15 protein-coding genes are annotated in these 14,668 nt (G+C 47.6%); 3 read left to right on the top strand and 12 right to left on the bottom strand.

The features are described from left to right. Positions 1-21 precede the first annotated feature (21 nt). The 5 genes from lepA to rpoE form a co-directional block, all read right to left on the bottom strand. Positions 22-1,809, bottom strand: a complete 1,788-nt coding sequence (gene lepA / locus W04_RS10055) for a translation elongation factor 4 (RefSeq protein WP_022944101.1) — start codon at positions 1,807-1,809, stop codon at positions 22-24. Between the two features lie 68 nt (positions 1,810-1,877). Beyond that, positions 1,878-2,327, bottom strand: coding sequence for a SoxR reducing system RseC family protein (locus W04_RS10050; protein ID WP_053910725.1), 450 nt, complete (start codon positions 2,325-2,327; stop codon positions 1,878-1,880). Between the two features lie 3 nt (positions 2,328-2,330). After that, the gene (locus W04_RS10045) at positions 2,331-3,218 is read right to left on the bottom strand and encodes a MucB/RseB C-terminal domain-containing protein (protein ID WP_231658110.1); all 888 of its coding nucleotides are present in this window, start codon (positions 3,216-3,218) and stop codon (positions 2,331-2,333) included. Positions 3,219-3,278: 60 nt separating this feature from the next. After that, positions 3,279-3,881, bottom strand: a complete 603-nt coding sequence (locus W04_RS10040) for a sigma-E factor negative regulatory protein (protein WP_053910723.1) — start codon at positions 3,879-3,881, stop codon at positions 3,279-3,281. A 1-nt stretch (position 3,882) separates the two neighbouring features. Further along, positions 3,883-4,464: an RNA polymerase sigma factor RpoE gene (rpoE, locus tag W04_RS10035; RefSeq protein WP_022944105.1), complete on the bottom strand. Its 582-nt coding sequence runs from the start codon at positions 4,462-4,464 to the stop codon at positions 3,883-3,885. Between the two features lie 203 nt (positions 4,465-4,667). On the opposite strand from rpoE, the gene nadB reads away from it, so the two are divergent. Further along, complete coding sequence (nadB, locus tag W04_RS10025; protein ID WP_053910721.1) at positions 4,668-6,284, top strand: L-aspartate oxidase; 1,617 nt, start codon at positions 4,668-4,670, stop codon at positions 6,282-6,284. Here nadB and W04_RS10020 read toward each other — a convergent pair. Both W04_RS10020 and W04_RS10015 read right to left on the bottom strand, forming a co-directional pair. Then, positions 6,259-6,684, bottom strand: a complete 426-nt coding sequence (locus W04_RS10020; protein ID WP_197275955.1) for a protein YgfX — start codon at positions 6,682-6,684, stop codon at positions 6,259-6,261. The two genes, nadB and W04_RS10020, sit on opposite strands and share 26 nt — an antisense overlap. Continuing rightward, complete coding sequence (locus tag W04_RS10015) at positions 6,677-6,928, bottom strand: succinate dehydrogenase assembly factor 2 (RefSeq protein ID WP_053910719.1); 252 nt, start codon at positions 6,926-6,928, stop codon at positions 6,677-6,679. The genes W04_RS10020 and W04_RS10015 overlap by 8 nt, the downstream gene beginning before the upstream one ends. Before the next feature lie 145 nt (positions 6,929-7,073). On the opposite strand from W04_RS10015, the gene W04_RS10010 reads away from it, so the two are divergent. Both W04_RS10010 and W04_RS10005 read left to right on the top strand, forming a co-directional pair. Then, positions 7,074-7,982 (top strand): folate-binding protein YgfZ, encoded by a 909-nt coding sequence (locus W04_RS10010; protein ID WP_053910718.1) that lies wholly within the window; start codon positions 7,074-7,076, stop codon positions 7,980-7,982. A gap of 12 nt (positions 7,983-7,994) precedes the next feature. After that, the gene (locus tag W04_RS10005) at positions 7,995-8,483 is read left to right on the top strand and encodes a peptidylprolyl isomerase (RefSeq protein WP_022944110.1); all 489 of its coding nucleotides are present in this window, start codon (positions 7,995-7,997) and stop codon (positions 8,481-8,483) included. Positions 8,484-8,525: 42 nt separating this feature from the next. On the opposite strand, the gene W04_RS10000 is transcribed toward W04_RS10005, so the two are convergent. From W04_RS10000 to W04_RS09980, 5 genes are all read right to left on the bottom strand, one after another. Next, positions 8,526-8,966 carry a hypothetical protein gene (locus W04_RS10000; protein WP_045978551.1) on the bottom strand — a complete coding sequence of 147 codons (441 nt, stop codon included), beginning with the start codon at positions 8,964-8,966 and terminating at the stop codon, positions 8,526-8,528. 33 nt (positions 8,967-8,999) lie between these two features. Beyond that, positions 9,000-9,812, bottom strand: coding sequence for a YdiY family protein (locus tag W04_RS09995; protein WP_053910717.1), 813 nt, complete (start codon positions 9,810-9,812; stop codon positions 9,000-9,002). Positions 9,813-9,821: 9 nt separating this feature from the next. Beyond that, positions 9,822-10,136: an HI1450 family dsDNA-mimic protein gene (locus W04_RS09990; RefSeq protein WP_022944113.1), complete on the bottom strand. Its 315-nt coding sequence runs from the start codon at positions 10,134-10,136 to the stop codon at positions 9,822-9,824. Positions 10,137-10,257: 121 nt separating this feature from the next. Continuing rightward, the gene (locus W04_RS09985; RefSeq protein WP_045978549.1) at positions 10,258-13,374 is read right to left on the bottom strand and encodes an efflux RND transporter permease subunit; all 3,117 of its coding nucleotides are present in this window, start codon (positions 13,372-13,374) and stop codon (positions 10,258-10,260) included. 11 nt (positions 13,375-13,385) lie between these two features. Next, positions 13,386-14,561, bottom strand: a complete 1,176-nt coding sequence (locus W04_RS09980; protein ID WP_053910716.1) for an efflux RND transporter periplasmic adaptor subunit — start codon at positions 14,559-14,561, stop codon at positions 13,386-13,388. Positions 14,562-14,668: the final 107 nt, after the last annotated feature.

The raw sequence follows: 14,668 nt of genomic DNA, 5'->3' as shown, positions 1-14,668 counted from the left end.
CAGAGGCATTTCCTTTTGTTATTATTTGCCAACTTTCAAAATTGCTAAGAAGGCATCTTGAGGCACTTCCACGTTACCAAGCTGCTTCATACGCTTTTTACCTTCTTTTTGCTTCTGCAAGAGCTTTTTCTTACGACTCACGTCGCCACCATAACATTTAGCGATTACGTTTTTACGCAACTGCTTAACTGTTGAGCGGGCAATAACGTGATTGCCAATGGCCGCTTGAATTGCGATATCAAACATCTGCCTTGGAATAAGTTCGCGCAGTGCTTCTGCAAGCTCACGGCCTCGCCCTTGAGCATTATCGCGGTGACAAATCATCGCTAGGGCATCAACACGGTCGCCGTTAATAAGAATATCAACCCGCACCATGTCTGAGGTACGGAATTCTTTAAAGTTATAATCCAGAGACGCAAAACCACGGCTGGTCGACTTCAGCTTATCGAAGAAATCCATCACCACTTCAGCCATCGGCAGTTCGTATGTGATAGCCACTTGGTTACCATGATAATTCATACGCGTTTGCACGCCGCGCTTATCAACACACAAAGTAATAACGCTGCCTAAGTATTCTTGTGGCACAAGAATATTGGCCTCAACAATAGGCTCGCGAATTTCAAGAATATCGTTTACAGCAGGCAACTGCGATGGATTATCAATCTGAATCGTGCCGTCTTTGGTCTCAACCTCATAGATTACCGTAGGCGCGGTTGTAATGAGGTCAATATCATATTCACGCTCTAAGCGTTCTTGGATGATTTCCATGTGCAACATACCCAAGAAGCCACAACGGAAACCAAAACCTAATGCAGTTGAGTTTTCCGGTTCGAAAAACAGCGATGCATCATTGAGACTGAGCTTATCAAGAGCATCACGGAATGCCTCGTATTGATCCGAAGAGATCGGGAACATGCCTGCATATACCTGGGGCTTAACGCGCTGGAAGCCAGGTAAACGCTCTTGTGCTGAATTTTTCGCCAGGGTAATCGTATCACCGACTGGCGCACCATGGATTTCTTTAATACCGGCGATTACAAACCCTACTTCGCCCGTTTTCAGTGTGCCAGTATTGGTTTGTTTAGGGGTAAAGATACCCACTTTGTCAGCAATATGAACTTGCTCGTTCGACATGATTTTTATCTTGTCGCCCGTTTTCAGCTCGCCTTGAACAATGCGCACCAAAGACACAACGCCTTGATAAGGGTCAAACCACGAGTCGACAATAAGCGCTTTAAGAGGCCCGTCGGTGTCGCCCTGTGGTGGTGGGATATCGCGAACAATGCGCTCTAGCACATCGTCAATACCAATTCCTGTTTTTGCACTACACTGCACGGCATCAGTGGCATCAATACCAACAATATCTTCTATTTCTTCGGCAACACGCAGTGGATCTGCTTGTGGTAGGTCTATTTTATTAAGAATAGGCACCACTTCTAAGTCCATTTCAATGGCAGTGTAACAGTTGGCTAAGGTTTGTGCTTCTACACCCTGGCCAGCATCAACAACAAGCAACGCGCCTTCACAGGCCGCAAGAGAGCGTGATACCTCATAGGAGAAGTCAACGTGCCCTGGGGTGTCGATAAAATTAAGCTGATAAGTTTCACCGTCTTTGGCGGTGTAATTCAAGGTTACACTTTGCGCTTTGATGGTAATACCACGCTCACGCTCGAGGTCCATTGAATCCAGAACTTGCTGCTGCATTTCGCGGTCGGTTAACCCGCCACATACTTGGATCAAACGATCGGAAAGGGTCGATTTACCATGGTCGATATGGGCGATAATCGAAAAGTTACGGATATGCTTCATAAATTGGATTCTGACTTCTTAAACTTGAGCTCGTGTAAATAAAGGCCCGATTTTACCTTTAATTGACGCTAATCACCAACTCTTTGCGAAATAGGTAGGCTCAAAGGGTAAATTTTTAATACTTTTACATCATGAACAACCTGTGCAAGACGTTGTTTTGCCATGACAAAGCCAACGAAACCGGCCACCACAGCAGTGCCAATTTGCGCCAGTTCGCCTAAGCCTAAAACAGCTTGTACAAGCACGGCGCTCGCCAATGCCGCCAACAATGGCCAGATATAAACAACAAACGAACTGCTGACAATGTGGGAGTCATCCAAGGCCAACTTCACTTTTTGCCCTACAACGACAGGTTCAGAAAATTGATACGGGAAGGTTTTTTTTTCGGTTTTGAATAACTTGGCAAAGATTTGCGCGCCACATTTACCGTTGCACCCTGCACAAGCTGGCTTTTGTTCGCTTTTTAAAAAGGCGATATCTCCTTTCACTGATACCACCGTTAGGGTTTGCTCTATCATAATCTACAGAGGGCGCTGGACAGATTCGGCAATATTTTTCGCGGTTGCCGTCGGAATATTTCCTATCACCGAAACATCGTAAGCTCCGGCATTATGAATATACACGGTAGTTGCTCCCGAGGTCAGTGCACCGCTAGGACGCTGACTAGCTAGAGGCCGCTGCACAAACACCGAGACATCAACTAAGCCGTCAGAATAAAGGTAGTAATCGGCCAGCTCATTATTCATGTTCAGTTTATGGCGGTCGGCTTTAAGTAGTTCAAACCCTTGCGGCAGCCATCCGATACTCCAGCTGCTTTCACCGCTTTGCCCATCTAGTTTCGGCAGCGGCGTGGGAAATTCACGTTGACTGATTTCCACCAGCTCCGGAGCGGGTTGCTCGGTCACACTGATATGGCTTAACTGTAACTGCTCTAGTAACTCACCGCTGTGATTCACATAAGCGGATTTGAGCAATAACGAGGTCTCAGTATCCAACCATAACCAGTAATTGTATTTATCTTGGTCTTTCGCCTCGATGCGAATTTGCTGTGCCGGTCGCCCAGCGATACGTCCTTTATTTCCAAGCACAAAGCGGTAGTTGCTTTGCAACTTATCAATATCACTAAATAAGACTTCGGGAATAGGTCCAGCGATGGTGTTAGTAGCGATTGAATATGGCTGATTTTGCGGCTCGTAATAGGTGACCTGATCATCAACTCGCACCATTTCCAAGCCGGCACCATTTAACAGCGTAAGAAGCTCTAACTCCTGCTCTTGATAAATACCATGGCTCCAACGATAAGGCTCCATGGCACGGTCTTTGACGACCACGAAAGAAGCAACAAAGTTGCGCTGCTTAACGGCCGTAGCCATGTTATCCAACCACTGTTTAGCGGTCATCTCGGACATGGCCACCGCAGGAGTCAGCCACAGACTAAAAAGCGCAACATACAGGTACTTCATTACTTGTTACTGATCCTTTTTACTTTGTGACTCGTCGTTAGCAGCGATGCGCGCCGCTTCACGGGTTTGTCGCTGGTGCTCCATAACAAGCGCACCAATACGCTGCTTCTGCAAATCTCTTAAACCACGCTCGGCGTTATCAAGCGCCGGCTCCGAAGAATAACTTACCGGCGATGCGGAGCCTAAAAAGGGCTGCGATTGCAATGGTGGCAAGTCGCTTTGCTCTGAACCAGAAGTGCCATATTGTTGCACACCCACTACAGCAACCACTGCAACACTTGCGGCAATCGCTGTTTGGGCGATACCACGCCACCATCCACCAGAAATAACCTGAGCGCTTTGCTGTGATGCGGCTGGCTGTTGTTGTGCTTGTTGTTGGCCGAATTCAGCATGGACAGGTTCATTTTCTAATTGCATAGCAACCGAAGCGGCAATATCTAATTGAATTGAAGGCGCGGTCTCTGAGCGCATCGCGTCGCCAATCAGGCTGTAGCGGGCTAAGGTTTGCGAATCAATATCTTCAGTTTGGACATTGTCCAAAGACACTTCGTTGTCAACCAAAGCAGAGACAAACGCCTTATCCTGCTCACTACACTTTGCTTTAGTCATATTAAGACTCACCTATTAACGGAGTTAACTTATTATCTATCGCTTCTCGGGCACGAAATATACGCGAACGCACCGTACCCACAGGGCAATCCATCACCGCAGCGATTTCCTCGTAGCTCATCCCCTCTAGCTCCCGCAGAGTGATGGCTGTTTTTAAATCTTCTGGTAGCTTATCTATGGTTGCAAAAATAACGTCTCTGACTTCGTCACTCAGAAGCAAATTCTCGGGCGTTGAATTTGAGCGCAACAAATCAGCACCTTCGTAAAACTCTGCTTCATCTGCATCTACATCGTTCGCAGGCGGCCGACGACCCTGTGCTACTAAGTAATTTTTCGCACAGTTCACTGCAATACGGTATAACCAAGTATAAAACGCACTGTCGCCCCGAAAGTTAGGCAGGGCCCGGTAGGCTTTAATAAACGCCTCCTGAGCTACATCTGCAACATCACCTTGATTGGCAACGTAACGAGAAATCAATCCTGCAACCTTATTCTGATATTTGGTGACCAACAGGTTATAAGCATTTTTATCTCCTTGTTGAACCTTTCTTACCAGCGCTAAATCCAAATCCTGCTCGCTCATTCGAGCCGGTACTCCTCTGCGTTGTCGTGCTTTTCTTGCTGCATCTTTGCTACCAAATACACTGTGTCTGACCTGAGTAAAATGAAAAAGTTCGCGCTTGAGCAAATATTTTTGTATTGGCAAGCAACTAAAGTCGTGTGACACCCGTAAATATGATACATATAGAGCCACGTAGGTATAAAAACCTCAAGCCACATTATAACATGAACCCAAACAAACAACATCACAGCGACGTTACCGTCATAGGTAGCGGTGCCGCTGGTTTATCACTGGCCTTGTCACTTGCCAACCATTGCCAAGTTACGGTTATTAGTAAAGGTGCACTGCGCGAAGGGTCGACTTTATATGCCCAAGGCGGTATTGCTGCCGTTTTCGACAAGCAAAACGACAGCATTGAGTCGCACGTTGAAGACACCTTAGAAGCGGGTGCTGGGCTGTGCGATCGCGAGGCCGTACACTACACAGCATCGAATGCGAAGGCTTGCATGCGCTGGCTAATAGAGCAAGGTGTCCCTTTTGATATGGAAACCGATGACAAAGGTCATGAGCGTTACCATCTAACTCGTGAAGGTGGACACAGCCATCGCCGTATTCTGCACGCCGCCGATGCCACCGGTAAAGCAGTGCAAACAACGCTGATTGAGCGGGTGCAAGCACATCCCAATATTACCTTGTTAGAGAATTACAACGCCATCGACCTTATTACCGACGCCAAACTTGGGCGCGACGGCAAACATTGTCATGGCGTGTATGTTTATAACCGCGCCAAAGAGCAAGTAGAAATTCTCAGTGCTCGCTTTGTTGCTTTGGCCACCGGCGGCGCCAGTAAGGTGTATTTGTATACCTCGAACCCTGATGTTGCCAGTGGCGATGGCATTGCCATGGCGTGGCGAGCAGGCTGCCGAGTGGCTAACATGGAGTTTAACCAGTTTCATCCCACAAGCTTGTATCATCCAAAACTACAGAACTTTTTAATTACCGAAGCAATGCGCGGTGAGGGGGCTTATTTATTGCGCCCAGATGGTACACGCTTTATGCCGGAGTTTGACGAGCGCGCCGAGCTAGCCCCTCGCGATGTCGTAGCCAGAGCCATTGATTTTGAAATGAAGCGTTTAGGGGCTGATTGCGTCTATTTAGACATCTCCCATCGTGATAAAGAATTTATCATCGAACACTTCCCCACCATTTACGCCAAGTGCCTAAGTGTGGGAATCGATATCACCAAAGAACCCATTCCGGTAGTCCCTGCAGCGCACTACACCTGTGGCGGCGTGATGACCGACTTTAACGGCAAAACCGACTTGGACAATCTTTATGCTATTGGCGAGGTCGCCTACACGGGTCTGCATGGAGCGAATCGCATGGCTAGCAACTCGTTGTTGGAGTGTATTGTCTTTGCCCAAGCTGCAGCCAAGGACATCGTCGCAAAATTGGGGTTACCCGCAGAGCCTAGCACCCTGCCCGATTGGGACGAAAGCCGGGTCACTAACTCCGATGAAGAGGTCGTCATTACCCATAACTGGCATGAGCTCAGGCTATTTATGTGGGATTACGTCGGCATTGTGCGCTCGACCAAACGCCTTGAGCGTGCACTGCGTCGAGTAGAGTTATTGCAACAAGAGATCCATGAGTATTATGCGAATTTCCGAGTATGCAATAACTTATTGGAGCTACGTAACCTCGTCCAAGTTGCCGAGCTTATTATCCACAGTGCCTTAGCGCGCAAAGAAAGCCGAGGCCTACACTACACCTTGGACTACCCAGAACGTTTACCACACAGCCATATCACCGAGCTTAATCCTGCGACACTGGGTCGTTAAGGTTTTCGTTAACAGCCCGAGCGAAGTCACGAAACTGCTCGGGCGCCATCGCATTATCCGCTATAAACACGTGCCGCTTGGCGCCGGTGTAGGTACTTTGCAAATGCAGCCATACTAGGCCATTGAATACCTTAGTTCCCTTTAATAGCTTGCCACTGAGTTCAATGCCTTGGCCATGTAATTCTACTTGCTGATTATCAATAGTAATAATGCCATAGCGTGGCCAGCAACGCTTATATACCCGCCAGCCATGCCAACTCGCGATCATGAGCACAATTGCACATAGCAAAGCCCATAGCCATTGCGGCTGACTAAACACGAGTATTATGTAGATAAGCCCGACTAGCCCCAACAATGGCCGGTGATTCGCCGTATTGGCAGAAAATACACCTCTATACACGTACGCGATCTAGAATGATTTTAACCATACGCGCAAGTTCTGCGTCTTTGCATTGCTCATGACCCATAAACCAAGCAAATAAATCGGGATCATCGGCCGCCAACAAACGTTGAAAAGTCGCCTTGTCATCATCATTAAGGGAGTCGTACGCCTCTTCAACAAAGGGCATAAACAACACATCAAGCTCAAGCATGCCTCTACGACACGCCCAACGTAAGCGTGCTTTACTGTCTAACTTCGCCATGGTTTACCTCTTTATGGTTTACTGCGCCGCAGTTTAGCAAAAACTGTTGCTACTCACAGCTATTTTGCGTCTATCGGGTGTCATCACTGCGACGCTTACGATACACTTGCGCTTGTCATTAGCTTGCGTACCTAAGGAGTCGTGTATGTCTGCATTTACTGTTTACGCAACAGATTATGTTGCGATCTACGTTAGTGGTGTTGATGCTAAATCTTACCTGCAAGGACAACTCACACAAGATATCAACCTTGTTGAGCCAAACACTTGGCTGTGGGCAGGGCAATGCAGCGCAAAAGGAAAGCTATGGGCCTGCTTTCGCATCGCAGCTTATCAGCAAGGTTATTTATTAATTTGTAGCGCCGATGAGGCCGAAGCAGCGCTGCGAGAGCTAAAGAAATATGCGGTATTTAGCCAAGTTGAAATCACCTCTATGCCGCAACAGGTATCTGGCATTTTAGGTGACAAACAAGCTCTAGGTGCGCACTTAGGAGTCAACCTTGATAATCCCGCGACCAGCCTGCCTGAAGGGTTGGTGCTCACTCTTGCCGATGACCGTTACCTTGTTGTAGCCGATGCCGACACCTTAGCACCTGCGCATTCAAGCGAGGCTTTTTTGTGCGCGCAAATTAAGGCCGCAGAACCCAGCTTATGTGCTGCCGCAATTGATGAATACGTCCCGCAAATGGTTAATTTACATGCGCTTGGCGGCATCAGCTTTAGTAAAGGCTGCTACACTGGTCAAGAGACTGTCGCGCGCATGAAGTACCTAGGTAAAAACAAACGCGCGATGTTCGTACTCTCTGCGCAAGCAGACAGCAAGCTAGCGCCACCGCTCACTGAGGGTCAAGTACAGCCTGTGGATTTAGAACGTCAGGTCGGTGACAATTGGCGTCGCGGTGGCACCTTGATAGCACAAGCGGTTGATGAAGGCAGACTTTATGGCTTGGCAGTGTTGCCAAACGATCTTGAACTCGACAGTCAACTTCGTGCAAAACACGCACCTGAGGTGATGTTCAGTATTGAGCCACTCCCTTACTCACTCACTGAAGAATAATTGGGAAACGTTATGAATATAGCCGAGAAAAAAGTCGTAACTATGCACTACAGCGTAGTCGACAAAGCCGATAACACCATCGACAATACCTTTGATGGTGAGCCATTAGTCTTTATCGTTGGCACTGGCTTTTTGATCCCGGGCTTAGAGAATGCGCTAATTGGTAAACAAGCAGGTGATACCCTGAGTGTCGAAATCGCGCCGGAAGATGGCTATGGTGAGCGTCATGAGCAATTGATGCAAGCTGTACCTAAATCAATGTTCGATGGTATGGATATTGAAGTAGGCATGCAGTTCCGCGCCACCACTGATGACGGTGAGCAAACAGTTATTATCGTTGATATTCAAGGTGAAGATGTGATCGTTGACGGTAACCACCCACTTGCAGGTGTTCACCTAAAATTTGACGTAGAAATTGTAGATGTACGCGATGCCACCGCGGATGAATTAGCCCATGGCCATGTTCATGGCGAAGGGGGATGTGATCACGACCACGAATAGTTGTCTGTGACTCTTTAAAAAAAGGCGCTTAAGCGCCTTTTTTTAGCTTTGTTCCTGAGCCGGTAAGTGAGCACTAATGTGCTTAGCTAGATTATCAGCGTCATTACTGCCAACGCGATAAAATGTGCCGTCATGCAGCTCGATGGCCACAGCAGCAAAGCCACTGGCATTGTATACCCAGCCATCATGAGTAATGCGAATGCCCACCCCGTGACGAAACGAGTTACTCACAACAGCAACCGATTTAATCTCATCAAATGCGAGTCGCTTTTTAGCGATACCAGGGCCAAAGAACCATTCTACGCCCTGTTCATCTACACGTACTGTTAAGCCATGAAATAAAAATGCCAGTATCACTAAAATGGCCGCAAACAGCATCATCGGACCATCCCCTTCCATAAGATAAAAGGCTAATCCCAAAAAGCCGCCCACCCACAATAAAATAATGAGAATGGCCCAAGCAGTTTGCTTATGTTGATACATACTATTCCTTTTTGTGTCAGCGCAGCGCTAACATTAATTGAAACTATAGACGAAAGTGGCGCTTAATTCTGAGTCAAACTTGCGCTTATCTTCTTCCGGTTTGGAGTTATAACGATATAAATAAGCAAATTTAAGTGATAACTGTCCCATAATTTGGCTGATCAAAGAAGTTTCTGATTTTAGCCGCGAATTCAGCCCTGAGAGTGACTGCTCAGCACTGATAAACTGATTAAAACGAGTACGTTTAGAGACGGTGCGCTCCCACTGTAAAGCCAAGCGCAGTAAATAACCCGTTTCACTTTCAGTTGGCTCCTCACCTTCTTCAGCGGGTTTGCCCTCAGAGCGATATAGACCTGGCCCGATGTCAAAGTCGACGGTGTTTTTCACCCCTTTGTAGAGACGATTACCATAGCCGGTTGCCACTGTGGCCTTATACTCCAAGCCGCTGAATTCATCTTCCTCGTAATCGGCGTAAAAGAACAACGAGGCGTTTTTTTCGCCTACTTTGTAGTTAGTTTGTGCAGAGCCAAAAAATCGTTGCGCCGAAATAGTTTCTTCGCCGGTTTCGGCATCAACATCACGGCGGTATAAAGAGTCAAATTTGAACTGATTGCGCCAATGGGTGAAATCTTGGTAAATATTGCTACGTAGCTTAAAGCTCGTTGAATCGGTGTTACCTCGAGTCACGATAAAGCCAAACTCAGCATCGCCGTAGAACATTTCACCTTGGTGAATTTCGTGGATTTCTGCATCCGTCAACTGTCCGTATTCATGAAAGTCTTCAAATGGGTCAACGGCCCAACAACTTACACTCCAACAAGCAATTAATAGAGCGATAAAACGCATAGTTAGTGCTTACTCTTTCCAAATAACGTGACAAAATGGCGCATCTTTATCACGGCTGATCAATACCCGAGCGAATACCAAGTCTTCATTCTCCAACTCGAGCCCGATGCTCACCTCGCTGTAAAACTCCGGCTCGATTTCCATCGCCACAATCCCTTGCCATTGCTCACTCGGCGCACTTTCCTCTATAAACCCCAGAGCCTCACGATGCTCGTTAAAATCGTTGATATCCTGCTCCGACAAGTGCTCAGGTGCAAGCTCCAAGAATACTTCATAGGCATGATGAGTTATTTCTTGTTCGGTGAATAGGCGCGGCCCTGACATGGTGCTGATCCCGTTGATGCTTATTTCTGGCGATAATAACAAAACTTGATAAGAATGTGCATTGTCTCGCGACCAATAAAAAGCCGGGAAATTCCCGGCTCTTAGTGCACTGCTCTATACTTTAGCTATTAATACCGAGTCGCCTCTTTACACCCTCGCGCATATGCTGAATATAGGTATAAAAAAGGGGTACAAACAAGGTACCAAACACAGTTGCGGCAATCATGCCTGACATCACTGTGACACCTAAAGACACTCGACTTGCCGCCCCAGCGCCACTGGCCAACACAAGCGGTAGCACACCTAGGACGAACGACAAGGCCGTCATTAAGACCGCTCTGAAGCGCTGCGATGCGGCTATCTGCGCCGCATCAAAGATACTCTGTCCCGCCTTGCGTTGCTCCATAGCAAACTCAACAATCAAGATAGCTGTCTTAGTCGACATGCCTATTAGCAGTACAAAACCGACTTGGGCGTAGATATTGTTCGTCATTCCCACCGTAAACAAGGTAGCCATGGCCCCAAAAATAGCCAAGGGTACAGCGGCTATGACCGCAAACGGAATCGTCCAACTCTCGTATTGCGCGACCAAGAACAAGAACACAAAGAGTACCGCCAGTGAGAAGAGTACCGGCGCGAGGTCGCCCGCTAAAATTTCTTGTCGTGTTTGCCCTGCCCAATCAAAAATATAGCCATTGGGCAGCTGTGCGGAGAGCTCCTTCATGACCGCAATGGCATCCCCACTGGAATAACCAGGTGCAGCACTGCCGGTAATACTGGTACTTCTATATAAATTGAAGTGGTTCATACTGGTAGGGCCAAGAATAGGCTTCAGCGTGGCTATGGTCGTCAAAGGAACCATATCCCCCTCACTATTGCGTACATAGTAATGCTGCAAATCAGCAGGTTCAGCACGGAACTGCGCCTCTGCTTGAATAGTGACCTGATAAGTGCGGCTAAACTGATTAAAGTCGTTCACGTAGAGCGAGCCTAACTGCGCTTGCAAGGTTAAGAAGATATTGCTCAAGGTGATCCCTTGTGCTTTCGCTTTATTGCGATCGACCTCTAAAAAGTATTGCGGCACATTGGCGCGGAATGTACTAAATACATTTTGCAGTTCAGGGCGTTGGTTGGCATCGTATATCAAACCATTCATAACTTGCGCTAGCTCGGCTGGGTCTCTACCTTCGGAGTCTAATAATCGATATTCAAACCCCGAGCTATTCCCCAACCCTGGGATAGGCGGTGCATTAAACACCATAATCTGGGCATCTGGCATAGCCCATAACTGCCCTTGGATACGGGTAATAATCTGCTTTAAGCCCATATCTGGAGCTGTTCGTTGCTCCCAGTCTTTGAGTACCATAATGCCCAACGCGTTGTTTGAGCCAGCACCGCCAAGTAAAGAGAACCCAGAGACGCCAATAAAATCTTCGGTGGCTGGGTCTTGCATGATCACATCACTGATTTTCTTTACCACAGCATCGGTACGATTAATCGCGGCGGCATCTGGCAATTGCACATCAACAAAGACAAAGCCTTGGTCTTCTGGGGGCACAAACCCGGTAGGTACATTAGTAGCAAACCAACCGGTGGCAACAAATAGCGCCACCACAACAATACCTATACGCCCTGCTCGTTTGAGCATAAACCCAACCACACCGGTGTAACTCTTCGTGGAGCGGGTTATGGCGTTTTCAAAAGGTCGTAACCATTTTATTGGCTTCATTTTTTCAGCTGACAACAACAAACTACAGAGCGCCGGGCTCAGTGTCAGGGCATTGATTGATGAAATCAGTACAGCAAAGCTAATGGTGACAGAAAATTGCTTGTATAACTCTCCGGTGATCCCTGGCATAAAGCCTACGGGTACAAACACCGCTAACAGCACCAACGTTGTAGCCACAATAGGCCCGCTCACCTGCTCCATGGCTTTGGTCACTGCTTCCTTAATGGGCAGCTTGTCCTCTCTGAGTATGCGCTCAACGTTTTCTATCACGATGATGGCATCATCCACGACAATGCCGATCGCCAGTACTAAACCAAATAACGTGATCAGGTTAATGGAGTAGCCCATCGCCATCATCGCCGCAAAAGTACCAATGAGCGATACTGGGATCGCCACGGTTGGTACCAAGGTGGCACGCCAATTTTGCAAAAATAGAAATACCACCAAGATGACCAATGCCACCGCTTGATAAAGAGTTACAACCACCTCATCAATGGAGCGATTAATAAACTCAGTGGTGTCATAAGGCACTTTGTATTCAAGGCCATCAGGAAACTGCTTAGACAGTTCCGCCATACGTTTTTTAACTTGCTCAGCAACCGCCGTGGCATTGGCGTCGGTGAGCTGATAAATAACAATAAAACCGGTGTCTTTTTGATTGAATGTAGCACTACCTGAATAGCTTTTTGAGCCCCGCTCTATGCGCGCGATGTCTTTAAGACGCACAAAATTACCGTCCAAATTAGCACGCACAATGGTTTGACCGAACTCATCGGCAGAGACAAGCCGCCCCTGAGCTTGAATCGCATATTCGAATTGTTGGTTGGGGAGCGCCGGAGCAGCGCCCAGCTTACCAGCGGCGACCAGGGTGTTTTGCTCCTCCAGTGCAGCCTTCACTTCCGCAACCGTTACTCCTAGTGAGGCCATTTTGTCTGGCCGTAACCAAATACGCATGGAATAGGTTTTCTCACCCATCACCTCGGCAGAGGCAACCCCAGGGATACGCCCGAGTGGCTCAGTAAGATAATTAGTGGCATAGTTACTTAAGAACATAGCATCCATGTTGGGGTCTTCTGAGTACAAACTTATGCCCATCAACATGTTGCTAGATTTTTTCTTAACCGTTACCCCCTGACGGCGTACTTCCTGAGGCAAACTAGGTTCTGCCAACGCCACCCTGTTTTGCACATTCACTTGGGCCATATCGGTGTCCGTACCGACATTAAAATAAACGGTGATGGTTGCCGAGCCATTGTTACTGGATGTGGACTCGATGTACATCATGTCTTCGACGCCATTAATTTGCTCTTCAATGGGACGAATAACTGTCTCTTCAATGGTTTGTGCGCTGGCCCCGGGGTAAATCGCAGTCACCGATACCTGCGGCGGCGTGATTTGCGGATACATATTGACGGGCAGCTGGGTCAAAGAGATAAGCCCAGCCAATGTAATAACAATGGAGATCACCAGCGCCAGTTTGGGCCTGGATATAAAAGTTTTACTGATCATCCTCGACTCGCTTATTGTTGGTCACTGATGGTGCCGGTTTTGGCGTCGACTTGTTTAACAACAGGATTTACTTCCACCCCTGAGCGCACTTTTTGTAGGCCTTCGACAATAACCCGCTCGCCTTGCTCAATACCTGATTTAACCACCCACATCGCATCGATGCGTCGACCCAACTCCACCAAACGCTGCGCCACTGTATTGTCATCTTTGACAACCAAGACAAATTTGCCTTGTTGATTTTCCTGCACTGCTGCTTGCGGCACCAAGGCTTGCGACTGCTTATCTTGACTCTCAACCACTAAGGTCACAAACAAGCCCGGCATTACAATGCCATTGGGGTTATCAAATTTGGCACGTAACTCAACCGTCCCCGTGCTACGGTCAATTTTAGTGTCGGCAAAATCCAGCGTACCCGGCTGTTCAAAGTCAGTATCATTGGGTAAGCGCAGGCTTAAGTCTAAAGGGACATCTTCAGGGCTATTATTAGTTTGCTGATGCGACTGTTGGTAACTGATGTAATCGGATTCCTCTACTTGAAAACTAACATAAATGGGGTCGATATCTGTTAGTTGTGCCAAGGCACCGGATTGTGGGTTAACGATATTGCCCACATCAAAGCTCACTTTACCTATGCGGCCACTAAATGGCGCGTCGATAGTGGTGTAACTGAGGTTCAGCTTGGCCTTTTCTAACGCCGCTTCACTGGACTTAACAGCGGCTTGGGCTTGATCTAAGTTCGTTTGCAATTTGTCTAAGTCTGCCTCAGAAATAAACCCATCTTTGGCAATTTCACGCCCTCGCTTAAGATCTCGCTCAGCTCGAGAGGCCGCTGCACGATTACTTTTTAAGGACGCTTCAATTTCACTCACACTGGCGGTGTATTCCGATGCATCAATTTTAAATAACCTTTGGCCTTTTTCTACATATGCGCCCTCACGGAAAGTCCGCTCAATGAGTTCACCCTCAACTCGAGCACGAATATCTGCCTCCTGAAAGGCTTCGGTGCGAGCGACAAACTCGCGATAATTACCAACCTCTTGCATCGCCACTTCATAAACAGACACCGCCGGCGCTGGCATGCTCTGGTTTTGTTGTTGCGGTTCAGAGCAGCCCACCAAGGCTAACGAACAGAGCCCAGCTAAAACTGAATGATAGAAATACTTTGGGCCCGAAGGGGATAAATGCATCGCGTGTCTCCTTAGAATCGTTATGTCGCTAGCAATGTTGTTTTCAATGGCCAGATAGGCGCTCAATAGACTGACATAAAATAAATCTAGTTCCCTGAGAAATATAG

The organism is Pseudoalteromonas sp. SW0106-04 (assembly GCF_001293805.1).
Taxonomy (GTDB): domain Bacteria; phylum Pseudomonadota; class Gammaproteobacteria; order Enterobacterales; family Alteromonadaceae; genus Pseudoalteromonas; species Pseudoalteromonas ruthenica.
The sequence above is the reverse complement of the archived record's forward strand: the minus strand, read 5'-3'. Positions and strand labels throughout refer to the sequence as shown.

Bases quoted from the DNA above. Each gene is read 5' to 3' on its own strand.
- lepA (WP_022944101.1), bottom strand. From the start codon at position 1,809: ATGAAGCATATCCGTAACTTTTCGATTATCGCCCATATCGACCATGGT.
- W04_RS09990 (WP_022944113.1), bottom strand. From the start codon at position 10,136: ATGTCAGGGCCGCGCCTATTCACCGAACAAGAAATAACTCATCATGCC.
- W04_RS10040 (WP_053910723.1), bottom strand. From the start codon at position 3,881: ATGACTAAAGCAAAGTGTAGTGAGCAGGATAAGGCGTTTGTCTCTGCT.
- W04_RS10045 (WP_231658110.1), bottom strand. From the start codon at position 3,218: ATGTCCGAGATGACCGCTAAACAGTGGTTGGATAACATGGCTACGGCC.
- W04_RS09995 (WP_053910717.1), bottom strand. From the start codon at position 9,812: ATGCGTTTTATCGCTCTATTAATTGCTTGTTGGAGTGTAAGTTGTTGG.
- W04_RS10015 (WP_053910719.1), bottom strand. From the start codon at position 6,928: ATGGCGAAGTTAGACAGTAAAGCACGCTTACGTTGGGCGTGTCGTAGA.
- rpoE (WP_022944105.1), bottom strand. From the start codon at position 4,464: ATGAGCGAGCAGGATTTGGATTTAGCGCTGGTAAGAAAGGTTCAACAA.
- W04_RS09985 (WP_045978549.1), bottom strand. From the start codon at position 13,374: ATGATCAGTAAAACTTTTATATCCAGGCCCAAACTGGCGCTGGTGATC.
- W04_RS10000 (WP_045978551.1), bottom strand. From the start codon at position 8,966: ATGTATCAACATAAGCAAACTGCTTGGGCCATTCTCATTATTTTATTG.
- nadB (WP_053910721.1), top strand. From the start codon at position 4,668: ATGAACCCAAACAAACAACATCACAGCGACGTTACCGTCATAGGTAGC.
- W04_RS09980 (WP_053910716.1), bottom strand. From the start codon at position 14,561: ATGCATTTATCCCCTTCGGGCCCAAAGTATTTCTATCATTCAGTTTTA.
- W04_RS10010 (WP_053910718.1), top strand. From the start codon at position 7,074: ATGTCTGCATTTACTGTTTACGCAACAGATTATGTTGCGATCTACGTT.
- W04_RS10050 (WP_053910725.1), bottom strand. From the start codon at position 2,327: ATGATAGAGCAAACCCTAACGGTGGTATCAGTGAAAGGAGATATCGCC.
- W04_RS10005 (WP_022944110.1), top strand. From the start codon at position 7,995: ATGAATATAGCCGAGAAAAAAGTCGTAACTATGCACTACAGCGTAGTC.